This window comes from Marinicauda algicola, from assembly GCF_017161425.1.
Lineage (GTDB): Bacteria > Pseudomonadota > Alphaproteobacteria > Caulobacterales > Maricaulaceae > Marinicauda > Marinicauda algicola.
This window is the reverse complement of the sequence record NZ_CP071057.1, coordinates 649,151-673,036: the sequence shown is the minus strand read 5'-3', so window position 1 is coordinate 673,036 and position 23,886 is coordinate 649,151. Positions and strand designations below refer to the sequence as shown.

Here is a 23,886-nt window from a genome sequence, read left to right as displayed (position 1 = left end):
GGGCATCGCGAACGAATGGTGAAACGAATCCTCGCCGGCCCGTGGGAGGCATTGAAGACACGCTTCCCCGACCGGCAGATCTACCATCGGACCGAAGGCCAGGTTCGCTATTTCGTCATCCGCACCGAGATGCAGGTGGGCGCGATCGCCGCCGCGTGCGTGGCGGCGATGTGGATGGCCATCGCCACCGTCAACATGGTGATCAACACCGCCGACGAGCGCGTGGAGAAGGCGCGCATTGCGGCGCTGGAAGCGCGATACCAGGAAATGCTGGAAGAGGCGCGCGCCGCCGAGGCCGCCGCGATCGCCTATCTGGAATCCACCACCGAGACCTTCGACCGCACCGCCGGCGAGTTCCAGATGCGCCACGAGACGCTGCGCCGGCTCATGGACTTCGCCGAGGACCTGCAGATCGGGGGCGATTCCGAAAGCCCCTCGGCGGGCGCGGGCCAGATTCTCATGGCCGCCACCCCGGCCGATCCCGATCCGCGCGGCCCGCTGGTCGCACCCGAGAGCCTGGCCGGGCTCGGCGACGGGGCGGAAGGCCGGGTGCAGGCGCTCGTCGCCGAGCAGGACGCCCTGCTCTCCCAGGCCGAGGACTCCGCCGAGGCGCGGCTCGAGAACCTGCGCGCGGTGCTGCGCCTGACGGGGCTTCGCCTCGACGACGTGCTCGAGGAAGGCCAGGCTCAGGCCGGCGGCACGGGCGGCCCGCTGATCCCGATCGAGAACAGCCAGATCTTCGGCAGCTCGCTCGATCTCACCGACCCATTCAATGCCCGCGTCTCGCGGATCGCCGCACGCCTGGTCGAGGCCGAGCAGCTGTCCGAGGCGCTCGAGGCGACCCCGCTCGGCACGCCGGTCGGCGACGCATTCCGGATCACCTCCGGCTACGGCACGCGGATCGATCCCTTCACGCGGCGCGCCGCCTTCCACGCCGGCAAGGACTTCGCCGCGTACCGCAACGCACCCATCATCTCGGCAGCCGCAGGCCGCGTCGTTTACGCGGGCTGGCGCGCGGGTTATGGTCGCACCGTGGAAGTCGACCATGGCTACGGCTTCAAGACCCGCTATGGTCATCTCCACTCGATAGACGTGCGCCGCGGCGACGAGGTTGCGGCCGGTCAGCGCATCGGGGGCATGGGCTCGACCGGACGTTCGACGGCGACACATCTGCATTACGAAATCTGGTTTCAGGGAAACCACCTCGATCCTGAGCGATTCTTGAGAGCGGGACGCTATGTTCAGTAAAAAAGACACCCCCAGCCACGACGCCGGCCAGCCCCCGGCCCAGCCGAAAAGATCTGCCATGAAAGCCCAAGCCCCCTCGATTCTGAGCGCCGACCTGACGATCACCGGCTCCATCATGTCCGATGGCGAAGTCCAGCTCGACGGTCAGGTGAGCGGCGACGTCCAGGCCGGCACGCTGACCATCGGCGAAGAGGCCTCGGTCCAGGGCGAGGTGGTCGCGGACTCGGTGGTGATCCGCGGGCGCGTCGAGGGCTCGGTGCGCGCGCGCCAGGTCCAGCTCGCCTCGACCGCCCGCATCGAGGGCGACATCATCCACTCCACGCTCGCTATCGAGAGCGGAGCGTATTTCGATGGCAATTGCCGTCGCTCGTCCGATCCGCTGAGCGACAAGCCGGCACAATCCAAGTCGTCTTCCTCCTCCGCAGGCTCCGGCCCGAAGCCGCAGAGCGCCCCGCCCTCGGCCCCGCCTGCGCCCAAGCAGGCGAGCGCGGCGAACGCCACGCCGATGTTCGGCGACGACAAGCCCAAGGCGGCCGCCGGCGCCGATCCGTTCAAGAGCTAGGACGGACCGCAAGCGAGAATGAAAAAGGCGGGCCCTGGGGCCCGCCTTTCTTGTTCCGGTTCGGTATCCGTCCTCCTGGGGGCTTTCGCCGGCATCAGGACGAGGGCTCGCCCTACGCCGCCTCCTCCTCGCCGCCCACCCTCGCGGCCAGCGCGGCGGCCATGAACTCGTCGAGATCGCCGTCGAGCACGCCTTGCGTGTCGGAGGTCTCCACGTTCGTGCGCAGGTCCTTGACCATCTGGTAGGGCTGCAGGACGTAGGAGCGAATCTGGTGGCCCCAGCCGATATCGGTCTTGGCGTCCGCCTGAGCCTGCGCGGCCTCCTCGCGCTTCTGCAGCTCCATCTCGTAGAGCCGCGCGCGCAGCATGTTCCAGGCGGTCGCCCGGTTCTTGTGCTGGGAGCGGTCGGCCTGGCACTGCACCACGATGCCGGTGGGAATGTGGGTCAGGCGGATCGCGGAGTCGGTCTTGTTGACGTGCTGACCGCCTGCGCCGGAGGCTCGGAAGGTGTCGGTGCGCACGTCCTTCTCGTTGATCTCGATCTCGATGTTCTCGTCGATCTCGGGATAGACCCAGACGCTCGCGAAGCTGGTATGGCGCCGGCCCGAGCTGTCGAAGGGCGAGATGCGCACCAGGCGATGGATGCCCGCCTCGGTCTTCAGCCAGCCATAGGCGTTCTCGCCCTTCACGTGCAGCGTCGCCGATTTCAGGCCCGCTTCCTCGCCGGCCTGCTCCTCGATCACCTCGACCTTGAAGCCGGAGGCCTGGGCCCAGCGGCTGTACATGCGCACGAGCATGGCGGCCCAGTCCTGCGCCTCTGTGCCGCCGGCGCCCGGATGGATTTCCACGAAGCAGTCATTGGCGTCGGCCTCGCCGGAGAGCAGGGCCTGAAGCTCGGCGCGGCGGGCACGCTCGGCGAGCTTTCTCAGCGCCGCCTCGGCCTCGTCGAGCAGGCTCTCGTCCTCCTCCATCTCGGCGAGTTCGGCGACCTCGAGGTTCTCGGCGAGTTCGGATTCGATCTCGCGCACCTCGGTCATCGCCGAGTCGAGCTTGTTGCGCTCGCGCATGAGGGCCTGCGCCCGGGACGGATCGTCCCACAGGCCCGGGTCCTCGGCCTTCGCGTTGAGTTCGTCTAGGCGTTTACCGGCTGTATCCCAGTCAAAGACGCCTCCTTAGCAGTTCCGTCGACTGCTCGATGGCGTCCTTCAGGGCGGTGAGTTCGGCGCGCATGGGCGGCGCTCCCAGGGTGTTGCTTCGGTGGCGGGATCGAAGGGGCGAGATAGCGAGGCTCGCGGCTCAATACAAGCCGCCGAGCGTGTCGTCTTCCTCCTCCTCGCCTTCGCCTTCCGGCGAGGGCTGGCCCGGCTGGCCTTCCAGGGCGCGGCCGAGCGCGCTGGAGCTGAAGGAGAGGCTCTCCTCGGCCGCGGTCTGGCCGCGCTGCGGCTCTGTACCCGGCCTGAAGGCCTCCAGGATGGTGAACGGCCGGCCGATGACCGAGGGCTCCCCGGTCTGGCGGTTGATCGGCACGAAACGCACCCCTTCGGGCACCCGGAAGGGCGCGGCCGGATAGCGTTCGAGCGCGGTCTCGAGGAATTCCTTGATGATCGGCACGGCCACGCGCGAGCCCGCCTCGCCCGAACCGAGCGGCAGGGGCGTGTCGAAGCCGACATAGGTCGCCGCGATCAGGTCGGGACCGAAGCCGACGAACCAGGCGTCGCGGAAATCGTTGGTGGTGCCGGTCTTGCCGGCAAGCGGGCGGCCGAGCTCGCGCAGCTGGGTGCCGGTACCGCGCTGAACCGCGCCTTCGAGCATGTGCACGATCTGGTAGGCGGTCACCTCGTCGATCACGCGCTCGCCGAGCGGGGGGAGTTCCGGCTCTTCCACGCCCGGTCCCCAATCCTCCACGACGCACCCCGCGCACGGGCGCTGGTCGTGGACATAGATCGTGTCCCCGGAGCGGTCCTGCACCCGGTCTAGGATGGTGGGCTCTATGTAGCGCCCGCCATTGACGATCGCGGCATAGGCCGAGATCAGCCGGATCAGCGTCGTCTCCCCGGCGCCCAGCGCCATGGAGAGATTGGGCTGCAGGTCGTCATAGATGCGGAAGCGCTCGCCGATGGCCACGATCGGGCCCATGCCGAGATCCTGCGCGAGGCGCACCGTCATGACGTTCCGCGACAATTCCAGGCCGAGGCGCATCGGCGACGGGCCGTAGAATTCCTCCGAATAGTTCTGCGGGCGGTAGAAGCGCATCTCGCTGTCGCCGGACGCCACGAAGGGCGCGTCCAGGATGATGCTGGCCGGCGTCCAGCCGTTGAGCAGAGCCGCCGCGTACACGAAGGGCTTGAAGGCGGAGCCCGGCTGGCGACGGGCCTGGGTCGCCCGGTTGAACTGGCTCTGCTGGAAGGAATAGCCGCCGACCATGGCGAGCACGCGGCCGGTGAACGGGTCGATCGCGATGATGCCGCCATTGACCGCCGGGTACTGGCGCAGGCCGTAGGCATTCTCCGGCGGCAGGTCCTCGGCCGTCTCGGGAAGATCTGCACGCAGGGGCTCGACCAGCACGACATCGCCGCGCGACAGCGCGTCGGACGGGGTCTCGATGCGCGGACCGAGGACCGGGAAATTGTCCTCGTTGCGCGAGGGTTCGCGCGCCCAGGTGAGCTCCTCGAGCGGGATGCGGCCGCGCTCGCCGTTCAGGAGCCCGATCTCGGCATGCGTGTCGGCGAGCTCGAGGACCACGGCGAGCGTCCAGGTCTCGTCCATGTCGGCGGGCGGTGTGATCTCGGCCAGCTGCTCGACCCAGGCGTCGAAGCTCTCCAGCCTCGTCAGAGGCCCGCGATAGCCGTGGCGCCGGTCATAGGCCTCCAGCCCGTTCCGCAGCGCGCGGCGTGCGGCCATCTGCATCGTGGTGTCGAGCGTGGTCCGGATCGACAGCCCGCCATCGTAGAGCTGGTCCTCGCCGTACATGTCGTAGACCTCGCGGCGGACCTGCTCGACGAAATACTCCGCGGCCAGATAGGTCGAGCCCGACAGGCGCTCGCCGGTGGTCAGCGGCATCGCCTGGGCCGCCTCCATCTCCTCGCGCGTGATGAAGCCGTTCGCGCGCATGCGCTCCAGGACCCAGTTCCTCCGGCCGATGGCGGCGGCGCGCTCGCGCTCGGGATGGTAGTTCGACGGGCCCTTGGGCAGGGCGGCAAGATAGGCCGCCTCGTGCAGGTCGAGCTCGTCGAGCGACTTGCCGAAATAGTTCAGCGCCGCCGCGGCGACGCCGTAGGCGCGGTTTCCCAGATAGATCTCGTTGAGATACAGCTCGAGGATCTGGTCCTTGGTGAAGGCGCGCTCCATGCGGCGCGCGATGACGATCTCGCGCACCTTGCGCTCGAGACGCTGGTCGGAGGTGAACAGGAAGTTCTTCGCCACCTGCTGCGTGATGGTCGAGCCCGACTGCAGCGGCGCGTCGGGATTCCTCAGCCGGGTGAGGATCGAGCGGATGCCGCCCCGCGCCATGCCGAGCACGTCGATCCCGCCATGGGAGTAGAAATTCTTGTCCTCGGCGGAGAGATAGGCGTTGATCACCAGCGGGGGGATGTTCTCGATCGGCACGAAGACGCGCTGCTCGCGCGCGAACTCGGCGATCAGCAGGCCGTCGCCGGCATGGACCCGGCTCATGATCGGAGGCTCGTACTGGGCGAGCTGCTGATAGTCCGGCAGATCGTCGGTCACGCGCACGACATAGACCGCCGCGGCGATGAATCCGGCCACGGCGAGCACGGCCAGCGTGGCTCCGCCCCAGATGCCGGCGCGCAGAGCGTTTTTCCAGGTGAAAAGCTTCATCAGGCCCTCATGCGTCCGCAGACTACCCCGCGAGCCGCGCACACCGGCGCGTTCTGGACGCGTGTTTGGGCGGTATTATGACCGCAAGTGAACGTCAATCCAATGACAGGTGGCCACTGGCGCGCAGCGCGTCAACGCGCCGGGGCGGCCGTGCTGTTGGCGGCGTAGTTCGTGCGCGCACCGCAGTCGGGGAAATGATCCTCAAGCGCGGCCACGATCGAGGCCATCAGGCGCCGCCGGTGATTGGCGTCATTGAGATTGCGCGCGTCCTGCGGGTTGGACATGAAGCCCATCTCGAACAGCACCGCGGGAAACTGCGCGTCGAGCAGGACGAGGAATCCGCGATGCTCGGGATGATCGCGCAGGAGCGCGCTGACGGTGCGCACCTCGGCCAGGAGCTCGCTGGCGAACTGGCGCGACCGGTTGAGCTTGTCGCCCATGGAGATGTCGAACAGGATCTCGTTGACCTCGGCCGGGCGGTGCTCGGACTCGGGCAGGAACCAGTCGCCCTCGCGCTGGGCCCGGGTGCGCGAGCGGTCCACTCCCTGGCTCGAGAGCACATAGACCGCCGCGCCGCGCGCAGTGTGCGATCCCGCCGCATCGGCATGCAGGGAGATGAACATGTCCGCCTGGGCGGCGCGGGCGATGCGGACCCGGTCCTCGAGTTCGATGAACACGTCGGTCTCGCGCGTCAGCACGACGTCGAACCGGCCCGTGGCGTTCAGCAGCGCGCGCAGCTCCAGCGCGGCGGCGAGATTGACGTCGGCCTCATGGCCGCCGCCATGGCGCTGCAGCGCGCCGGGATCCCGCCCGCCGTGACCGGGATCGACGACGATGCGCGGACGCCGGCACAGGCCGAGATCGGGCGTGACGTCGGCGACCTCGGCGAGCAGCTGGGTCAGCGTCTGGCTGCGTTCGGGGAAGCCGGCGAGCTCGACGAATTCCTCGCGCGGGGCCGGCGCGATGTCGACCACCATGCGATAGCCGCCGCCCGCCGGATCGAGCGTCATTTCCTGGACGATGCGCGCGGGGCCTTCGAGATTGAAGATCACGCGCGGATTATGACCGGAGGGATCGAAGCGGAACTCCTCGAACAGGCCATGGCCCCGCCCCTGCCCGTTGGCCAGATCGGCGACCCGCCAGGCGGCGCCCGGCAGCGAGACGACCAGGCGCGGCGTCGGCTCGGCCAGCACGAAGGCGTCGAACTCGATCGGCCGGTCGGCCTCGATGACGACGCGGGAGAAGTCGTCGTGGGCGCCGAATCGCACATGGGTGAGATCGTTGGCGCACGCCGCAGCACCTGCGACCGCTGCCATGAGCAGCGCGGCACATCCCGTCTTCGCCCACTGGAAGGCCATGACCACCACCTGTCTCGATCCCTGTCAAAGCCCGTTTGGAACGGGTCTTGAGACCGGATGCTAGGGCGCGTTGCTTGAGATTCGGTTAGCAGCGCATTGACGATCATTTAGCACGGACAGGGCCGCTTTTCATCGCCGGACAGATGGTGCATTGTGCAGTCGCCGCAGCCCGATAGCGCCGCCGCTTGTGGAAGCGCCGCCGGATCACCAGCTGTGGATCAGGCCGAAGGCCCGTTCCCGGGCCCGGCCGCGCCGAAAGATTTTCGACGCGGCTGCTGCGTTCTCCGGACCGCATCACGCGAGCTCCGGCCGACAGCGCGGCGGACGCGAAGAAGCCAGTCACCGGCGGCCCCGTGCGCCTGTCTCCTTCCAGGGAGCGCGCCCGCGAACCGGCCGCCAGAGGAACGTCAACGATGCGCGAAGCGCGTATGACATCGTCAGCCCCCTGAGCGATCTCGACGCCGCGCGCCCCCATCAGCGCCGCCTCTGCCCGGCCCCGCCTGCGTCCGCAGCGCGGCGTGCCCGTATGCGGCATGGAGCCCTACCCAATGCCCACCAAGATGCTGATCGATGCGGCCCACCCGGAAGAGACCCGGGTCGTCGTCGTCGACTCCAACCGAGTTGAAGATTTCGATTTCGAATCATCCACCAAGAAACAGATCCGCGGAAACATCTATCTGGCCAAGGTCACGCGCGTAGAGCCGTCGCTGCAGGCCTGCTTCGTGGAATATGGCGGGAACAAGCACGGCTTCCTCGCCTTCAACGAGATCCATCCCGACTATTACCAGATCCCCTACGAGGATCGGCAGAAGCTGCGCGAGGCCGAGGCCGAGATCGCCGGCGAGTTCAATGCCGAACCCGTCGAGAACGGTGACGGCGAAACCGAATCGGCCGGCGCCGACGACGAGGAGATCGTCGAGGAGGCGGCCCGCAAGCGCCGCAACCTGCTGCGCAAGTACAAGATCCAGGAAGTCATCAAGCGCCGCCAGGTGCTGCTGGTGCAGGTCGCCAAGGAAGAACGCGGCAACAAGGGCGCGGCCCTGACGACCTATCTCTCGCTCGCCGGGCGCTATTGCGTGCTGATGCCGAACACGGCGCGCGGCGGCGGCATCTCGCGCAAGATCGCCAACGCGGCCGATCGCAAGCGCCTGAAGTCCATCGTGGGCGAGCTGGAAGTGCCCCAGGGCATGGGCCTGATCATCCGCACCGCGGGCGCCTCGCGTACCAAGCTCGAGGTCAAGCGCGACTACGAATACCTGATCCGGCTGTGGGAGACGATCCGCGAGCTGACGCTCAAGTCCACCGCGCCGACGCTGATCTACGAGGAAGGCAACCTGGTCAAGCGCGCCATCCGCGACCTCTACGACAAGGATATCGAGGAGGTGCTGGTCGAGGGCGAGGAAGCCTACAAGGAGGCCAAGGCCTTCATGCGGATGCTGATGCCCAGCCATGCGAAGAAGGTCCAGCACTACAAGGACGACACCCCCCTCTTCCTGCGCCACCAGGTCGAGAGCCAGCTGGAAGCGATCTACCAGCCGGTCGCGCCGCTGAAATCGGGCGGTTACATCGTCATCAATCCGACCGAGGCGCTGGTTTCGATCGACGTCAACTCCGGCAAGTCGACCAAGGAGCGCAATATCGAGCAGACCGCGCTGCGCACCAACCTGGAGGCGGCCGAGGAAGCGGCCCGCCAGATGCGCCTGCGCGACCTGGCCGGTCTTCTCGTGATCGACTTCATCGACATGGAGGAGAACAAGAATATCCGCGCGGTCGAAAAGAAGATGAAGGACGCGCTGAAGAAGGACCGCGCGCGCCTGCAGGTCGGCCGGATCTCCCAGTTCGGCCTGATGGAGATGAGCCGCCAGCGCCGCCGCACCAGCCTGATGGAGGGCTCCACCCAGGTGTGCAGCCATTGCGGCGGTTCCGGCTTCATGCGCTCGGTGGAATCCTCCGCCCTGCTCGCCCTGCGCACCCTGGAAGAGGAAGGCATGCGCGGGCGCACGGCCAAGGCCGGTCTGAAGGTCCCGATGGACGTGGCACTCTATCTTCTCAACGAGAAGCGCGAGAGCCTGCACGCCATCGAGGCGCGGTTCGACATGAAGGTCGTGGTCACCGCCGACGAGTCCCTCATCCGCCCCCACCTCGATCTCGAGCGCCTCGAGACCCGCAAGGAGGCGGCGCGAGCCCAGGCCGAGGCCCGGGCCGATGCGCCCCTGGTGATGGAGTCCGATGTCGAGCCCCGCGTCGTCGAGGACGAGGACGAGGATATCGAGGAGGAGGCCGAGATCGAGGAGGCAGTGGCCGAAGAGGAAGAGGCGCCCGCCCGCGACAAGAAGCCGGCCCGCGCCGAGCGCGAGGGAGAAGGCGAGGACGAAGGCGCGCGCAAGCGCCGGCGCCGCGGCCGCCGCGGCGGACGCGGACGCCGCCGGCGCGGCGGCGAGCGGCGCGAGGCCGAGGCCGGTGAACGCGAGGCCGCATCCCCGGACAAGGCCGAGGAGGCCGAGACCGGCCGCGAGCAAGCCCGCCCGGCCGAGGGCGAGGCCGATGTCCTGGCCGTGGTCGAGCCGGTCGGCGGCGACGATCTGACGGCCTCAACCGCCGAGGCACCGAGGCGCAAGCGTCCCGAGCGCAAGCAGAGACAGGACGCGCAGGCTCAAGAAACCGAGGCCGGAACGAAGGAGGCTGCCGCCGAACCCGAGGCCGCGCAGGCTCCGGAACCGGAAGAGGCCGAAAAGCCCAAGCGCCGCCGCCGCCGCAGGAAGCCGGAGGCGGCCGAGACCGGGCCGGAAGAAGCGGCTGCCAAGGCGCCTGCAGGCGAGGTTGCTGCCGAGCAAACTCCTGTAGAGGAGACTCCTGCGGCGGAGAAACCGAAGCGGGCCCGGCGTCCGCGCAAGACCGCGGCCGCCACGAAGTCGGGTGAAGCGCCGGCCGAGGCGCAACAGGCTGCGGACTCCGAGCCGGACGGTAAGGAAGAAGCCCCGAAACGGCGCACGCGCAGGAAGAAGGCGGAGCCCGAAGCCGAGGCCCCGCAGGCCGAGGCGAAGCCCGAGCCGGCTCCGGCCAAGACCGGGCCCTCCGAGATCCCCGAGGAGCGCGAGCGCGCCTCGGGCGGCGCAGGCGATGCGGCCAAGCCGGAGGACACTGCCGAGGAGGACAAGCGTCCGCGCAAGCGCGGCTGGTGGCAGCGCTCGGGCAAGCTGTTCGGGCTCGGCTCCGACTAGCGTCCGAATTCGGCCATCTTGCAGGTGTGCAATCCCGGTCCGCTCACGCGAGTGTCAGCGGGCCGGGGGTGCACCGTCGGCGCGGAGCGACTAGATTGTAACCACCGGGGGGATCGCGTTGGAGGTCGGGCGGCAATGCGCCTAGTCTATCGAATCCTGATGACGCTGGCGGCGCTCGTCGCGTTCGCCGTACCCGCTCATGCCCAAAGTCTCGTCCGCGACGCGGAAACCGAGATCCTTCTGCGCGGCTACACCGATCCCCTGCTGATCGCCGCCGGGCTCGACCCGGAAGCGGTCGACCTCTACCTGGTCGGCGACATGGAGTTCAACGCCTTCGTGACCGGGGGGCAGAATATCTTCATGAACACGGGCACGATCGTGATCTCGGACCAGCCCAACGAGATCAAGGGCGTGCTCGCTCACGAGATCGGCCACATCACCGGGGCCCACCTTGCCCGCTTCGGCGACGCCTCGCGCAGCGCCCTCGCCACCTTCGCCCTGACCCTGGGCGTGGGTCTTGCCGCCGCGCTCGCCGGCGAAGGCCGGGCCGGGGCGGCCATCATGGCATCGGGCAGCCAGTTCGCCACGCTCGACATGCTGCGCTACACCCGTGCCCAGGAAGCCGGCGCCGACCAGGCCGCACTGGGCTATCTCGAAGCGACCGGCCAGTCGGGCCGCGGCCTCGTGACCACGTTCGAGCGCTTCCGCTTCCAGGAGGTGATGAGCCAGCAGCGGCGGATGGAGTATTTCCGGTCCCACCCGCTGTCCTCGGACCGCGTGGCAGCGTTGCGCACGCGCGTCGAGGCCTCCCCCTACGCGGATGTGACCGACAGCCCCGAGGAAGTCGATGCGCTGCGCCGCGTGCAGGCCAAGATCATCGGCTTCATGGTGCCCCCGGCCCAGACCTTCAGCCGCTATCCCGAAAGCGACGAGTCGGTGCCCGCGCGCTATGCCCGCTCGGTCGCCTGGTACAAGCAGGGCAATCTGGACCGGGGCCGCGCCGAACTCGCCACCCTGATCGCCGAAGAGCCCGCCAATCCCTTCTTCCACGAACTCGAGGGCCAGATGCTCTTCGAGAGCGGGCGGATCGAGGAGTCCATCGCCCCGTACCGGCGCGCGGTGGACCTCATGCCGGAGAGCGCGCTGCTGCGCATCGGGCTCGCCGGCTCGTTGATCGCGGCGGGCGGCCCGGAGCGCCTGGACGAGGCCAAGACCCATCTTCGCTTCGCACTGACCGAGGAGCCGGACAATCCGCTTGGCTGGTACCAGCTCTCCCTCGCCCACCAGGCCCTCGGCGAGACCGCGCAGGCCGAACTCGCGACCGCCGAGCGCGCCTATGCCGTCGGCAATACGGTGGAAGCCTTCCAGTTCGCCAAGCGCGCCCAGGAGGATCTCGAAGAGGGAACGCCGTCCTGGCTGCGCGCCGCGGAGATCATCGCCGTGGCCCAGCCCACGCCGCAGGAAATCCGGGAATGGAACCGCCAGCAGCGCGAGCGGTATCCCCTGTCTGCGGCCACGAACTTCAACTGACCCCACGCTTGCCCAAAGGACACTTCCCGATGCGACATTTCCTTGCCGGCGCCTTCGCGCTCGCCCTGATGGCCTGCGGACAGGGTGCCCGGCCGGCCTCCGCGCAGGATGAGACGTGGTCGCGCGAGGAGATCGAGCAGGTCGTGCGCGAGTACATCCTGGAAAACCCCGAACTCATCGAGGAGGCCCTGATCGAGCTGCAGCGCCGCGCGCGAGAAAGGGAGCAGCAAGCCCTGTTCGAGGGCGTCGCGGCCGCCGGCGCCGAGCTGTTCCAGGACCCGCGCGATCCCGTCGCCGGGGCCGAGGACGCCCGGCTCACCATCGTGGAGTTCTTCGACTACAAATGCCCCTACTGCCGGGTCACCAACGACTGGGTGGAGACCACGCTCGCCGAGCACGGCGACGAAGTCCGCTTCGTGTTCAAGGAGTTTCCGGTGCTCGGCCCTGAGTCCGAACAGGCCGCGCTCGCTGCGCTTGCCGTCTGGAACACGCAGCCGGACGCCTACCTGCCGTTCCACAACGCGCTGATGCAGGCCAGCCGGCCGCTTCCCGATTCGCGCATCGACGACATCGCGGCCGAAGCCGGCGTCGATGTCGAGGCCATGCGCGCGGCGATGGAGGACGACGCGCTCCAGGCCCATATCGAGGACGTCTATGGCCTCGCCCGGCGCATCGGGATTTCCGGGACGCCCTTCTTCGTCGTCGGCGACGAGGTGATTGCCGGGGCCGATGTCAGCGGGCTGGAGCGCGCACTGAACGAACGGCTCGGCGAGTAGGCCTCACGCCCCGATCTCGGGCGGCACCCACTTGTCCTTCATCGTGACGAGTTCCTCGGCCACGGTCGGGTGCACCGCGCAGGTCGCGTCGAACTGCGCCTTGGTGAGGCCGGCCTTCACGGCGATGGCAACGGCCTGGATGATTTCCGGCGCGTCGTCGCCGACGATGTGAACGCCGAGCACACGCTGGCTTTCACCATCGACGACGAGCTTCATGAACATGCGGTCGGGATTGTCGGTCAGCATGCCCTTCATCGGCCGGAAGGTGGTCTTGTAGATGTCGACCTTGCCGTGCGTCCTGCGCGCTTCGGCCTCGGTGAGGCCGACCGTGCCGACCGGCGGCTGGGTGAAGACCGCGCTCGCGATGTCGGTGCGGTCGTAGGCGGTCTTGTTGCCGCCGAAAACGGTCTCGCAGAAGGCGATGCCCTCGCGGATGGCGACGGGGGTGAGATTGACCCGGTTGGTGACGTCGCCGATCGCGTAGATGTGCTCGACGCTGGACTGGGAGTATGCGTCCACCTTCACCGCGCCGGCGGCATCGATATCCACCCCGGCCTTCTCGAGACCCAGCCCTGCCGTGTTAGGCGTGCGCCCGACGGCGAGCACGACGCAGTCGCTTTCCAGCACGTCCCCGGTATCGAGATGGACCTTGCGCCAGCCGGGCTTCTCCCCGGGCGCGACCCGGGTGAAGTTCGCGTGGGTGATGACCCGCACGCCGGCGGCCTTCAGCCCCTCGTGGACGAAGGTACGCACATCCTCGTCGAAGCCGCGCAGAACAGTCTCCTTGCGGTAGACCAGGCAGGTCTTCACGCCGAGCCCTGCGAAGACCTGCGCGAACTCGCAGGCGATATAGCCCCCGCCCTTGATGACGATGTGCTCGGGCAGCTTTTCCAGGTGGAACAGCTCGTTGGAGGTGATGCACAGATCCGCGCCCTCCAGCCCGTCGGGAATCGTCGGCGCGCCGCCGGTGGCGATGAGGATGTGCTTCGCCGTCACGGTTCGGTTCGCGCGCACCAGGCGGATCGTGTGGGCGTCCTCCAGCACGGCCCGGTCCTCGATCAGCTCGACGCCGGAATTGGCCAGATTGCGCGCATAGATGCCCGACAGCCGGTCGACCTCGCCGTTCATCGCGTCGCGGAAGGCCGGCCAGTCGAACCTGGCCTTTCCGAAAGACCAGCCATAGCCCTTCGCCTTCCTGAAGGTCCTCGCGAACTCGCTGGCATAGACCATGAACTTCTTCGGCACGCAGCCGCGGATGACGCAGGTTCCGCCCGGGCGGTATTCCTCCGCGCAGGCTACCTTCGCGCCCTTCAGCGCCGACAGGCGCGAGGCCCTCACCCCGCCGGAACCGGCCCCGATGGTGAAGAGGTCGTAGTCGTACTCGGCCATGTGAGGGCTCCCGCGCGTGTTCGTGTTTCGGCGCAAGGTGGCGCGGGAGGGGTGGAGAGGCAAGGCACAGGGTGTTCACGCGGCGGTGAGCGCCATTGCCGCGGCGCCCTCCCCCACCCGGCAAGCGGGAGTCCCGCACGGCAGCGCGCGCCGCATGCGCATCGAGGCGCCCGGCTTACAGCTCCATCACCCTTGCCCCGTCGTCCTCGCCGACGATGACCACCCGGGCAAGGTCGAGGAAGAGGCCGTGCTCGATGACGCCGGGAATGTCGATGAGTTCGGCGGCGGCGAGCTCGGGCTCGGGTATCTCGCCGCAGGCGCAGTCGAGGATGTAGTGACCGCCATCGGTGACCAGAGGCTCGAGTCCGTCGCCGAGCCGGCGCAGGGTGACCTCCGGGCGCGCGACGCCGGCACGCCGCAGCGCGTCGAACACCTTCTTCGCCGTGATGGTGAAGCCGAAGGGATCGACCTCGACGGGCAGCGGGAAGGCGCCGAGCGATTCGACGAGCTTGGTCTCGTCGATGATGACCACCATGAGGTCGGAGGCGTCGGCGATGATCTTCTCGCGCAGCAGGCACGCCCCGCCGCCCTTGATCAGGCGGAAGCGGCCATCGACCTCGTCGGCGCCGTCGACGGTGAGATCGATGCGGTCGGCCTGCTCGATGGGGATGAGCGGCACGCCAGCCTCGCGCGCGATCTGTTCGGTCTCGCGCGAGGTGGGAATGCCCTTGATGGCGATCTCGTCCTGCTTCAGCGCCGCGCCCAGCAGGCGGACGAACTCCGCCGCGGTGGAGCCGGACCCGAGGCCGAGGATCATGCCGTCCTCGACATAGTCGAGCGCGGCGCGCGCGGCATTGAGCTTCTGGGCGCTCATTCGACACCTCCAAGGAGCACGAACTTGAGTTCGGTGAACTCCTCCACACCCCACTTGCCGCCTTCCCGGCCGATGCCGGATTCCTTGACGCCCCCGAACGGGGTGGAGGGCGAGCCGACCATGGGCGCGTTCACCCCGACCATGCCGTAGTCGAGCCCTTCCGAAATCCGGTGCACACGGCCGATATCGCGGGTGTAGACATAGGCCGCCAAGCCGTAGGGCGTGTCGTTGGCGACGCGCAGTATCTCCTTCTCGTCGCCGGCGCGGTAGACCGAGGCGACGGGGCCGAAAATCTCATTGCGCGCGATGTCGAGATCGAAATTGCCGCCCGCGATCAGGGTCGGGGCGTAGAAGCTGCCTCCAAGCTCGTCGTCGAGCGGACGGCCCCCGGTCACGATCCGGGCGCCCTTCTCCCGCGCGTGCTCGACGAGCTTGTGCACGCGGCCGACCGCCTCGTCGTGGATGAGCGGGCCGATATCGGTGTCGCTCTCGAAGCCGGAGCCGACCTTGACCTTCTCGATCTTCGCCTTCAGCGCCTCGATCAGGTCGTCGGCGATACTGTCCTGGGCGATGATGCGGTTGGCGGATACGCAGGTCTGGCCGCCGGCGCGGAACTTCGAGGCCAGCACGCCCTCGGCCGCCTTCTCCACATCGGCATCGTCCATGACGATGAACGGGGCGTTGCCGCCGAGTTCCAGCGAGACGCGCTTCACGCCGTCCGCGGCCTGGCGCATCAGGAGCTTGCCGACCGAGGTCGAACCGGTGAAGCCGACCATGGCGACTTCGGGTGAGCGGGTCAGGACCGGGCCGATCGCCTCGGCATCGCCGCAGATCACGTTGAACACGCCCCGGGGGATGCCCGCCCGGTCGGCGAGCTCGGCGAGGGCGAGCGCGGAGAGCGGGGTCTCGGGCGCAGGCTTGACCACCATGGTGCAGCCCGCGGCCAGCGCCGGGGCGCACTTGCGCGTGATCATGGCCGAGGGAAAGTTCCACGGCGTGATGCAGGCGACGACGCCGACAGGCTGGCGGATCGTCCAGCCGCGCGCGCCGGGAAACTGCACCGGCAAAGTCTCGCCGTGCAGGCGGGTGGCTTCCTCCGCAGAGACCTTCACGAAGCCGGCCCCGTAGGCGACCTCGCCGCGCGCCTCCTTCAGCGGCTTTCCCATCTCCGCGGTGATGATCGTCCCGAGATCTCCGACATGCTCCATGATGAGGTCGTGCCAGGCCATCACCAGGCGCGCGCGCTCGAAGACCGAGGTCCTCTTCCACTTCGCGAAGGCCTCGTGAGCCGCGGCGACGGCCTTGCGCGCGCCGGTCTCGCCGACATCGGCGACCTCCGCGATCTGCTGCCGGTCGGCCGGGTTGGTGACGGCGAAGGCCGTCTCGCCGGAGACCCACCGGCCGTCGACATAACTGTCGGTCTTCAGAAGGGAGGCGTCGGACAGTCTCGATTTCAGTTCGCTCATGATCGACCTCGTCTAGCGATTCTTGTCTTTCTTCGCCTGCATCATCTTGCGGAAGCGCGCCGCCCAGCCGGGCTTGGTCTCCTGGCGGGCGCGGGCGAGCGCGAGCGCGTCGTCGGGCACGTCCTGCGTGATCACGCTGCCCGAGGCGGTCATCGCGCCCTTGCCGATCGTGACCGGAGCGACGAGCGCGGCGTTCGAGCCGATGAAGGCGCCCTCCCCGATCACCGTGGTGTGCTTGAAGAAGCCGTCGTAATTGCAGGTGATCGTACCCGCTCCGATATTGGCGCCCGCGCCGATCTCGGCATCTCCGAGATAGGTCAGATGATTGGCCTTCGCACCCGCCCCCAGGCGCGCCTTCTTCACTTCGACGAAATTGCCCACACGTGCGCCTTGCTCCAGCACCGCGCCGGGACGCAGTCGCGCATAGGGGCCGACGGAGACGTCCGGCCCGACCCGGGCGCCCTCGAGATGGGAGAAAGCGTGGATCACCGCCCCGCTCGCGACGCTGACGCCGGGGCCGAACACGACGTGCGGCTCGACGGTCACGTCGCTGGCGATCTGCGTATCGTAGCTGAAAAACACGGTCTCGGGCGCGGTCAGCGTGACGCCCCCGGCCAGGGCATGCGCGCGCATGCGCTGCTGGAAGGCGGCCTCGGCGGCGGCAAGGTCGGCACGCGAGTTGACGCCGAGCATCTCCCCCTCCTCGCCCCTGACCACCGTGCAGGACAGGCCGCGGCTGCGCGCGATCGCGACGATGTCGGTGAGATAGTACTCGCCCTTGGCGTTCTCATTGGTGACCTGCGACAGCAGGTCGAACAGGAGACCGGCCGGAGCGGCGAGCACGCCGGAATTGACGAGGCGGATGGCGCGTTCGGCCTCGTTCGCCTCCTTGTGTTCGACGATGCGCTCGAGCTGGCCGCCGGCCTCGACGAGACGGCCATAGCCGGTCGGATCGTCCGCCTCGAACCCGAGCACGGCGACCGAGGCGCCCGCCTCCAGGGCCGCGAACACCGATTCGATCGTTTCGGCCCGAATCAGCGGGGTGTCGGCGTAGAGGACGACCGCGAGTCCCTCGAAGCCGGCAAGCGCCTCCTTCGCGCAGGCGACGGCGTGCCCGGTTCCCTGCGGGGGATCCTGCAGCGCGGTCCTCGCTCCGGCCGCCTCGGCCCGCTCCCTGACGGCGGGCGAAAGCGCGCCCCAGACCACGACGGTCTCGCTCACCCCCGCCCCGCCGGCGAGCGACAGCGTCCAGTCCAGCATCGCCCGCCCGCCGACCGCGTGCAGCGGCTTGGCGAGAGCGGACTTCATCCGCGTGCCCTGGCCGGCGGCGAGAATGATGGCGGCGCGGGATTTGGTCATGGGAGCGACTCGCAGACAAAGCGTGGGCAGGCCTGTTGCAAAGCGCTATAGCCCATCGCGCGCCGGCATGCGACCGGTCGCGGCCAGTCAGCAAGCGGAGAGCGGGGCGATGAGTGCGCGCGAACTCTTGAAAGACCTGCCGATCGCCTTCGATCTCGACGGCACGCTGGTCGATACCGCGCCCGACCTGGTGCGCGCGCTTAACGCCTCCATCGCGCCGCACGGGCTGAAACCGGTCCCGGTCGCCGATGTACGCGCGATGGTCGGGCGCGGCGCGCGCGCCCTCATCGCCAAGGCCTATGAGCGCGAGGGCCGCGCCCTGGCCGAGGATGTTCTCCAGGACCGGCTGGACCACTTCCTCGCCGTCTATCGCGAGGCGATCGCGGTGGAGAGCCGGGCGTTCGAGGGAGTGGAGACCGTCTTGGATTCGCTTGCGGGCGCCGGGGCACGCCTTTCTGTGTGCACCAACAAGCCACAGGCGCTCGCCGAGGCGCTGCTCGACGCGCTGAAGCTCGCGGGCCGGTTCGAACGCATCGTGGGTCCGGAGGGCGCTCCAGCCAAGAAGCCCGATCCCTCCCATCTGCTTGCGGCCTTCGGTCACGAACCGGCGGGCGCGAGCGTGCTGGTGGGAGATTCCGAACCCGACGTGCTGGCTGCGCGCGGCGCAGGTGCGCTATCGATCGTCTTCGAGGGAGGCTATAGCGAAAAGCCGGCCCGCACGCTGGGCGCGGACCGGCTTTTCACTCGTTTCGACGAACTCGAAACCGTGCTGCTCGACGCGCTCTCGCACGCCGGGCGGTAACCCCTCAGGCGGAGCGACGCTCGCTGGAGCGGTCATTGGCCGGACGCGGCAGGCCGTTGACCAGGTTGGAGCGGACATCGGTGCGCGCCGAACGCATCGCGGGCATGAAGCCGGCGTCGACCAGGTCGACATTCACTTCATAGCCGCGCTCGCGCCAGTAGGCTTCGATACGCTCTTTCAGACGGCGGGCGCCTTCGGGGGTGCAAAGATCATTCGTGGCCATGGGGAGGACCTCCTCTGGACGCGCTCGAGGCCGCGGCGCGTCGGGACTTTCCAGGATGGGCGGAGAAACACGCTAGCGAGCGAATGCCCACAAGCACGCTACGCCCATATATGTCATCTTTCGGTTTGACGAAAGTATGACGAAGCCCGTTCAGCGAATTTTTTTCTCGCGGCCCTTCGGCTTGCCCATCCGAAACGCCACTGCGGCACGAGCGTTCCTGATGCTTGACCGAATTGTGGCCCGCCCGTATATCCCGGCCCCTCCGGGCGGTTAGCTCAGCGGTAGAGCACTTCGTTCACACCGAAGGGGTCACTAGTTCGATCCTAGTACCGCCCACCAATAAAAGCGCTTTTGAATCAGCAGCTTGCCAAAGCCCCGGCCGCAATCGCGGACCGGGGTTTTTTGCTGTCGTGCGGCAACCGGCCTGCCCCCGCACACGCGTCTCTGGCCGCCGCGCGGCGCCGGCGGTGTGCGGTCTTGCGAGCCGGACCGTCCGCGCTCGCGGAAGCCTCACCCCAAGATTCAAATGAATGAATTCACTGAGTGTGCGGTTTTGTCGCAGGCCGATTTGCCGGAAGCGTGGCCTCCGCTACGGGCGCGGCAGACAAGCGTATGGGCCGACTCGCCTCGCGGCCTCAGGCCGAGACGCATCGACACCTCCAGCCGCGTGCAGGTACCGATGATGAAACCTCATCCGGACAGGGCCCGCCCCGGCGCGGCCCGACGATTTGCAATTTTCCGGCACCGCGCGTGAAATTCGTGCGCTGCGCCATTCGAAACCCAGCCACGCAGGGAACAGATCGATGAACTGGTCCGTCGTGTCGACCGTGGCCGAACCTGCCCAGCTCGTCTGCGCTTTCGTCGCGCACCACCTCCATCTCGGTGCGGCGCGTGTCCACCTTTTCCTGGACCGGCCCGACGAGAGGACGCAGCGCCTCCTTTCCGGTGTCGAGGGGGTGGCCCTGACGGTGTGCGACGAGGCGTACTGGCGCGAGCGAGGCGGGTGGCCCGGACTGGTGACCGAGCGCCAGAAAATCAACGCTCAGTCGGTCTACGATTCCGGCGAGACGGAGTGGCTCCTGCACGTCGACGCCGACGAATTTCTGGACCATAGCGCCGGCCTGACCGAAGCGATGCAACACGCCGACCCGTCCTGCGCAGAGTTGCGCGTCGAGGTGCGCGAGCGCGTGCGTATCTCGGGCGATCGGCGTTCCGATATCTTCGCGGGCTGCTTTCGCATTCCCGCGGAACGCTCCGCCAGCTTCTATCGGTCGATCTACGGGGAGGAGGCGGCCGGCTTCCTGCACAAGGGCCTGAAGGCGTACTCGCACTTCAAGACACTCTACCGCCGCGGCCGGGGACTCGCTCTCGGTATCCACGCGGCTCGCAACGGGCGCGAGGCAAACAGCCATCCGGCGAGCGTCCCCGGACGGCCGCTCCTGCACTTCGACGGGCTGACACCGCTCAGCTGGGTGCAGAAAATGTATCAGAAGCTTCTGATAGAGGACTACCGCAACAAGCCCAACCCGGCCCGACGCGCGCAGCTGATCCGCTTCGAGCGTCATGCGCGCGAGCCGCATGCGATCTCCGCCATCTTCCAGGCCCTCGACACCCTCGACGAAGCGCAAAAGCAGGCTCTGGAGAGGGAGGGTCTGCTTGACTGCACGCCCTTCTCGCCCCGCCCCGCGCTCGAGGCGATCTTTCCCGGCATGCATTTCGACTTCAGCCAGAGCGCGTTCGACGCCTCTATCGACATGGCGCCGGAGATCAGAGCCCTGAAGGTCGACAGGACCGCCTGAGCTACTGGGCGGCTACCGCCATTGCTTCGCCGTGCGGCCCTTGCCAGTCGCGGTGGCGCAGGGCTCTTCCGATTCTCCGCCGGCCGGCTCGCGCGCTGAAGCCCTCGCCCGTCCAGACCGGCTCGCCGGAGACGATGGTCGCCCGGACCACGCCGTCGGAGCGGTTCACGCGCTGCTCGTGGCCATAGTCCTCGCGCCAGACGAATTGCGCATTCGCGTCCGAATCGTAGTCGGCAAGCGCCTGCGGATCGACGATGGCGATATCGGCACGGTCGCCCACCTCCATGGTCCCGGCCTCGACACCGATGAACTCGGCCGGCTCTCGAGTCAGGCGCCGCACCTGGCTGGCCACCCGCGCCATGCCTTCCTCCTGGGCAAGCTTCAGGGCGCGCAGATTGCCGTCATAGAAGGCCATGTTGGTGATGTGCGCACCGGAATCGTTGAAGCCGGGCAGGATCTGGGGATGGTTGAGAAGCGCGCGGATCACCTGCGGATCGCGATTGGCCGATACCGTCCACCAGCGCAGGGAGAGATCGTAGCGCGCCAGCAGGGCGAGCATGAAGCCGGGCTCGGTCACGGCCTCCTCGCCCAGCGCCGCAAAGGCCTCGGCCTCCTCCTCGCCGCGCGCCGCGTCGGGCTCCTCGCGCCAGAGCCGGAAGCGCTCATGGACCTCGCGGAAGGTCTCGCCGCGCCAGACGACCGGTCCACCCGCCTCGAACACCATCTGGTCGAAATCGCGATCGAAGGCGAGGGTCTCGGCTTTCAGGAGGCGCTTCAGGCGATCGAGGCCGAATCCGGACTTGCCGGTCATCCACATCTTCGAGAAGCGCGCGCGGAAGCCCGGATCGGCGATCAGGCGCTGGCGGCCGTCGCGGTCCTCGAGGTCGAGTTCGTTCAGTTCGCGCAGCGCCGGTATCTCCTCGGCGAGCGGGTTGACCGGCCCGTCCCAGTAGACCTTGAACGGCGCGGCGAGCGCCTGGAAGCGGAACCGCCCGTCGACCGCCTTGGAGTTGAAGATCGCCGTCAGCAGGAGGGCGAGCCGTTTCAGGCTGCGGTTCGACGCGACGTCGAGCGCGGCCACGGCGGTCACCTTGAGCGGCTTGCCGTGGAGCCGGCCGCTGGTGAGCAGGAAGTTGCGGAACACCGCGAGCGGATTGTCCTTCGGCGGCGTGGCCTGCCAGAGCCGGTCGTGCCGGCGCAGGATGGCGGTCAGCCGCTTCATCTCGGCATAGGAGCCAAACTGGGAGGGGATCTTCGTCTTCCGGTTCGGGTCCTCGGAGAGGAAGTGGAAGGGCAGCGCATCGGTCGAAAAGCCGACATAGCCCTCCCCCATCGCCTGCTCGAGCAGCGCCTCCATGGCGCGCAGGTCCTCATCGGTCGCATCGCGCGTGACCGAGCCCTTCAGCCCCATCACCTCGGCGCGCAGCATGGAGTGGGGGATCATCGGGACGACGTTGCAGCCGAGCGGCAGCTCGTCGAGATGTTCGTAATAGCCCGCCGAGCTGGTCCAGGTCGCCTTGTCGGCCGCCGCGCGCAGGACCGGCTTGGGCATGTTCTCCACGCGCGCGAAGCAGTCCACCAGCGGGTCCTCGCCATTCCTGCGCTGATTGCCGTAGGCCAGGCCCAGCGAGCAGTTGCTCATCAGGACCGTGGTGGTGCCGTGGCGCACGGCCTCCTTCAGCACGGGATCGAACTCGACCTCGAGATCGAGATGGGTGTGGATGTCCAGAAGCCCCGGGATCACCCAGCAGCCGGAGGCGTCGATCACCTCGCCGGCCAGCGACCGGTCGAGGTCCGCGCCGCGTGCAGCGATGCGCCCGCCGGCGATCGCGACGTCCTCGCGCACCGGCGCCGCGCCGCTGCCGTCGATCACCAGGCCGCCAGTGATGAGCCTGTCCCAGCGCTGTGTCATGAACGCCTCCCCTGACATGAAGTGGTCCACGTGAACCTTGTTCGCGAATCCGACGCGAAAGACGCCGCCGCGTCAAGCACGTGGACAGCGGCCCCGCCGCGATGCGAAAATGTCACAAAGCGCCGCCATCTCGAAGGTTTCGCATTTGTAATCTTGCTCCATGGCAGTGCGATGGCGCTTTGTGTCAGGTGTCACCAATTCCTTAGGATTTTGAACTCGATGAATATTGTCCGACTGACCTGCGGTGTGCTGGCCCTTGGCCTTGCCGCCTGCGCCACGCCGACCGATACATCCGATCGCGATGCCGCCGAACTCGCCGAGATGCGGGCCGCCGAAGAGGCTGGCCTCGTCTGCGAATACGAGCGGATCATGGGTAGCCTGCGCCGCGAGCGCGTCTGCCGCACTCAGGATGAGATCGACCGCGCTCGCGAGGAAGCCTTCCGCGAAACCGACCGCGCCCAGCGCGCGACCCCGGGACCGCAGGGCGGCAGCTGATCGCATGGAGGCGGGCCGGGCCGCGCTATCGCGACTGGCCCGCTTCCTTGCCATCGCTGTTCGACCGGCGCAAAGTCGTCGAGAGCTCACCCGTCGATCGCGAGGTTATGCAATGAGACTCCTCCTTTCCGTGACTGCCGGCATTTTCGGCGCCCTGTCGCTGGCCGCCTGCACGACTCCGAACGACGCCGAACGCGAGGCACGCCTGCAGGAGCGCCTTGCCATGGCCGACGAGGCCGGCCTGGTCTGCTCCTACGAACAGATCATGGGCAGTCTGCGCCGCGAGCGCGTCTGCCGTTCGCCGGACGAAATCGCGCGCGCGCGCGAGGAAGCGTTCCGCGAAACCGATCGCATCCAGCGAGCCACTCCCGGGCCGCGCTAAGCAGCAGGCCTGACCTTTCCTTCCCCGGGTGGTACTCCGGGAAAGCGTCCAGCACCGCTTCGCGCGGCTCCCGCCGCGGATGATGGCCGGCGTGATCACTCACGACGGCGCAGGGCCATAGTATCGCAACGCAAAGACGACAGGGCCGTCCCCTGGGCGCTGCCACGCAGCAAGAACAGTCGCGTTGCGCCATCGCTTCGCTTCCCCGAACGCCCCCGCCCTCTTCCCGGCGGAGACGCCGACTTGCAATTCACCGCAAAGACGCGCTTTTGTTGTCGAACGATCATCTTTTTCTGGAGTTCGGCAGATCATGCGACGGATTGTGACCACAAGTGCCATTCTTTGCGCCCTCGGTCTGGGCGCCTGTGCGACACCGACGAACGCGGAGCGTGACTTGCGCACGCAGCAGCGCCTGGCGATGGCTGAAGAGGCCGGTCTCATTTGCGAGTACGAGCAGATCATGGGCAGCCTGCGGCGCGAACGTGTCTGCCGCACGCCCGAAGAACTGCAGCGCGCACGCGACGAATCGTTCCGCGAAACCGACCGGTTGCAGCGCGAGGGCACATGGGCTCCCGACAGCCGGGATCCCGGACCGTTCTGAGAAACCTGCCCGCAGGCTCAATCCGAGCAGCCCGACACCGCGTCTGCGAGAGC

General features: G+C 68.0%; 19 protein-coding genes and 1 tRNA gene. 11 read left to right on the top strand and 9 right to left on the bottom strand.

Going from position 1 to position 23,886, the window contains the following annotated elements; genetic code table 11:
- Positions 1-15 precede the first annotated feature (15 nt).
- Both JW792_RS03280 and JW792_RS03275 read left to right on the top strand, forming a co-directional pair.
- Positions 16-1,248, top strand: a complete 1,233-nt coding sequence (locus tag JW792_RS03280; protein ID WP_135994096.1) for a M23 family metallopeptidase — start codon at positions 16-18, stop codon at positions 1,246-1,248.
- 58 nt (positions 1,249-1,306) lie between these two features.
- On the top strand, positions 1,307-1,810 hold the full coding sequence (locus JW792_RS03275) for a bactofilin family protein (protein ID WP_241095046.1): 504 nt from the start codon (positions 1,307-1,309) through the stop codon (positions 1,808-1,810).
- A 112-nt stretch (positions 1,811-1,922) separates the two neighbouring features.
- On the opposite strand, the gene prfB is transcribed toward JW792_RS03275, so the two are convergent.
- The 3 genes from prfB to JW792_RS03260 form a co-directional block, all read right to left on the bottom strand.
- Positions 1,923-3,039 (bottom strand): peptide chain release factor 2 gene (prfB, locus tag JW792_RS03270; RefSeq protein ID WP_135994098.1). Its coding sequence is split into 2 segments (ribosomal slippage): positions 1,923-2,969 and positions 2,971-3,039, totalling 1,116 coding nucleotides; the frame shifts between segments, so codons are not numbered across the junction.
- 66 nt (positions 3,040-3,105) lie between these two features.
- The gene (locus JW792_RS03265; RefSeq protein WP_135994099.1) at positions 3,106-5,646 is read right to left on the bottom strand and encodes a penicillin-binding protein 1A; all 2,541 of its coding nucleotides are present in this window, start codon (positions 5,644-5,646) and stop codon (positions 3,106-3,108) included.
- Between the two features lie 131 nt (positions 5,647-5,777).
- Positions 5,778-7,004 carry an N-acetylmuramoyl-L-alanine amidase gene (locus JW792_RS03260; RefSeq protein ID WP_135994100.1) on the bottom strand — a complete coding sequence of 409 codons (1,227 nt, stop codon included), beginning with the start codon at positions 7,002-7,004 and terminating at the stop codon, positions 5,778-5,780.
- A gap of 548 nt (positions 7,005-7,552) precedes the next feature.
- On the opposite strand from JW792_RS03260, the gene JW792_RS03255 reads away from it, so the two are divergent.
- The 3 genes from JW792_RS03255 to JW792_RS03245 all read left to right on the top strand — a co-directional run bounded on the left by JW792_RS03255 (position 7,553) and on the right by JW792_RS03245 (position 12,531).
- Positions 7,553-10,225 carry a ribonuclease E/G gene (locus JW792_RS03255; protein WP_135994101.1) on the top strand — a complete coding sequence of 891 codons (2,673 nt, stop codon included), beginning with the start codon at positions 7,553-7,555 and terminating at the stop codon, positions 10,223-10,225.
- Between the two features lie 135 nt (positions 10,226-10,360).
- Entirely contained in the window at positions 10,361-11,755 is a 1,395-nt protein-coding gene (locus tag JW792_RS03250) for a M48 family metalloprotease (protein WP_135994102.1), read from the top strand.
- 29 nt (positions 11,756-11,784) lie between these two features.
- Complete coding sequence (locus JW792_RS03245) at positions 11,785-12,531, top strand: DsbA family protein (protein ID WP_135994103.1); 747 nt, start codon at positions 11,785-11,787, stop codon at positions 12,529-12,531.
- 3 nt (positions 12,532-12,534) lie between these two features.
- Here JW792_RS03245 and gor read toward each other — a convergent pair whose 3' ends face one another.
- From gor to glmU, 4 genes are all read right to left on the bottom strand, one after another.
- Positions 12,535-13,920: a glutathione-disulfide reductase gene (gene gor, locus JW792_RS03240; protein ID WP_135994104.1), complete on the bottom strand. Its 1,386-nt coding sequence runs from the start codon at positions 13,918-13,920 to the stop codon at positions 12,535-12,537.
- A gap of 175 nt (positions 13,921-14,095) precedes the next feature.
- A complete protein-coding gene (gene rpiA, locus JW792_RS03235) occupies positions 14,096-14,794 on the bottom strand; it encodes a ribose-5-phosphate isomerase RpiA (RefSeq protein ID WP_135994105.1) in 699 nt (232 codons plus the stop codon).
- Entirely contained in the window at positions 14,791-16,260 is a 1,470-nt protein-coding gene (locus JW792_RS03230; protein WP_135994106.1) for an NAD-dependent succinate-semialdehyde dehydrogenase, read from the bottom strand. The genes rpiA and JW792_RS03230 overlap by 4 nt, the downstream gene beginning before the upstream one ends.
- 12 nt (positions 16,261-16,272) lie before the next feature.
- Positions 16,273-17,619 carry a bifunctional UDP-N-acetylglucosamine diphosphorylase/glucosamine-1-phosphate N-acetyltransferase GlmU gene (gene glmU / locus JW792_RS03225; RefSeq protein WP_135994107.1) on the bottom strand — a complete coding sequence of 449 codons (1,347 nt, stop codon included), beginning with the start codon at positions 17,617-17,619 and terminating at the stop codon, positions 16,273-16,275.
- 109 nt (positions 17,620-17,728) lie between these two features.
- Between glmU and JW792_RS03220 the strand changes: the two genes are divergently transcribed.
- Complete coding sequence (locus JW792_RS03220) at positions 17,729-18,421, top strand: HAD family hydrolase (RefSeq protein ID WP_158291493.1); 693 nt, start codon at positions 17,729-17,731, stop codon at positions 18,419-18,421.
- Positions 18,422-18,425: 4 nt separating this feature from the next.
- On the opposite strand, the gene JW792_RS03215 is transcribed toward JW792_RS03220, so the two are convergent.
- The gene (locus JW792_RS03215) at positions 18,426-18,644 is read right to left on the bottom strand and encodes a phosphoglycolate phosphatase (protein ID WP_135994109.1); all 219 of its coding nucleotides are present in this window, start codon (positions 18,642-18,644) and stop codon (positions 18,426-18,428) included.
- 264 nt (positions 18,645-18,908) lie between these two features.
- Here JW792_RS03215 and JW792_RS03210 point away from each other — a divergent pair.
- Positions 18,909-18,983: transfer RNA gene (locus JW792_RS03210), tRNA-Val, on the top strand.
- A gap of 464 nt (positions 18,984-19,447) precedes the next feature.
- Positions 19,448-20,443, top strand: a complete 996-nt coding sequence (locus tag JW792_RS03205) for a glycosyltransferase family 2 protein (RefSeq protein ID WP_206340891.1) — start codon at positions 19,448-19,450, stop codon at positions 20,441-20,443.
- 1 nt (position 20,444) lies between these two features.
- Here JW792_RS03205 and JW792_RS03200 read toward each other — a convergent pair whose 3' ends face one another.
- On the bottom strand, positions 20,445-22,355 hold the full coding sequence (locus JW792_RS03200; protein WP_135994111.1) for an N-acyl-D-amino-acid deacylase family protein: 1,911 nt from the start codon (positions 22,353-22,355) through the stop codon (positions 20,445-20,447).
- Positions 22,356-22,385: 30 nt separating this feature from the next.
- Here JW792_RS03200 and JW792_RS03195 point away from each other — a divergent pair, with 30 nt between their 5' ends.
- The 3 genes from JW792_RS03195 (at position 22,386) to JW792_RS03185 (ending at position 23,833) form a co-directional block, all read left to right on the top strand.
- Positions 22,386-22,850 carry a hypothetical protein gene (locus JW792_RS03195; protein ID WP_158291494.1) on the top strand — a complete coding sequence of 155 codons (465 nt, stop codon included), beginning with the start codon at positions 22,386-22,388 and terminating at the stop codon, positions 22,848-22,850.
- 112 nt (positions 22,851-22,962) lie between these two features.
- Positions 22,963-23,232, top strand: a complete 270-nt coding sequence (locus JW792_RS03190; RefSeq protein ID WP_135994113.1) for a hypothetical protein — start codon at positions 22,963-22,965, stop codon at positions 23,230-23,232.
- Positions 23,233-23,626: 394 nt separating this feature from the next.
- Positions 23,627-23,833, top strand: a complete 207-nt coding sequence (locus JW792_RS03185) for a hypothetical protein (protein ID WP_135994114.1) — start codon at positions 23,627-23,629, stop codon at positions 23,831-23,833.
- The last annotated feature ends 53 nt before the right edge of the window (positions 23,834-23,886 follow it).

What these genes read in the sequence shown, in the direction of transcription:
- JW792_RS03215 (WP_135994109.1), bottom strand. Translation starts at nt 18,644, where the DNA reads ATGGCCACGAATGATCTTTGCACCCCCGAAGGCGCCCGCCGTCTGAAA.
- JW792_RS03245 (WP_135994103.1), top strand. Translation starts at nt 11,785, where the DNA reads ATGCGACATTTCCTTGCCGGCGCCTTCGCGCTCGCCCTGATGGCCTGC.
- glmU (WP_135994107.1), bottom strand. Translation starts at nt 17,619, where the DNA reads ATGACCAAATCCCGCGCCGCCATCATTCTCGCCGCCGGCCAGGGCACG.
- gor (WP_135994104.1), bottom strand. Translation starts at nt 13,920, where the DNA reads ATGGCCGAGTACGACTACGACCTCTTCACCATCGGGGCCGGTTCCGGC.
- JW792_RS03200 (WP_135994111.1), bottom strand. Translation starts at nt 22,355, where the DNA reads ATGACACAGCGCTGGGACAGGCTCATCACTGGCGGCCTGGTGATCGAC.
- JW792_RS03265 (WP_135994099.1), bottom strand. Translation starts at nt 5,646, where the DNA reads ATGAAGCTTTTCACCTGGAAAAACGCTCTGCGCGCCGGCATCTGGGGC.
- JW792_RS03250 (WP_135994102.1), top strand. Translation starts at nt 10,361, where the DNA reads ATGCGCCTAGTCTATCGAATCCTGATGACGCTGGCGGCGCTCGTCGCG.
- JW792_RS03260 (WP_135994100.1), bottom strand. Translation starts at nt 7,004, where the DNA reads ATGGCCTTCCAGTGGGCGAAGACGGGATGTGCCGCGCTGCTCATGGCA.
- JW792_RS03255 (WP_135994101.1), top strand. Translation starts at nt 7,553, where the DNA reads ATGCCCACCAAGATGCTGATCGATGCGGCCCACCCGGAAGAGACCCGG.
- JW792_RS03220 (WP_158291493.1), top strand. Translation starts at nt 17,729, where the DNA reads ATGAGTGCGCGCGAACTCTTGAAAGACCTGCCGATCGCCTTCGATCTC.
- JW792_RS03275 (WP_241095046.1), top strand. Translation starts at nt 1,307, where the DNA reads ATGAAAGCCCAAGCCCCCTCGATTCTGAGCGCCGACCTGACGATCACC.
- rpiA (WP_135994105.1), bottom strand. Translation starts at nt 14,794, where the DNA reads ATGAGCGCCCAGAAGCTCAATGCCGCGCGCGCCGCGCTCGACTATGTC.
- JW792_RS03205 (WP_206340891.1), top strand. Translation starts at nt 19,448, where the DNA reads ATGAACTGGTCCGTCGTGTCGACCGTGGCCGAACCTGCCCAGCTCGTC.
- JW792_RS03230 (WP_135994106.1), bottom strand. Translation starts at nt 16,260, where the DNA reads ATGAGCGAACTGAAATCGAGACTGTCCGACGCCTCCCTTCTGAAGACC.
- JW792_RS03280 (WP_135994096.1), top strand. Translation starts at nt 16, where the DNA reads ATGGTGAAACGAATCCTCGCCGGCCCGTGGGAGGCATTGAAGACACGC.
- JW792_RS03190 (WP_135994113.1), top strand. Translation starts at nt 22,963, where the DNA reads ATGAGACTCCTCCTTTCCGTGACTGCCGGCATTTTCGGCGCCCTGTCG.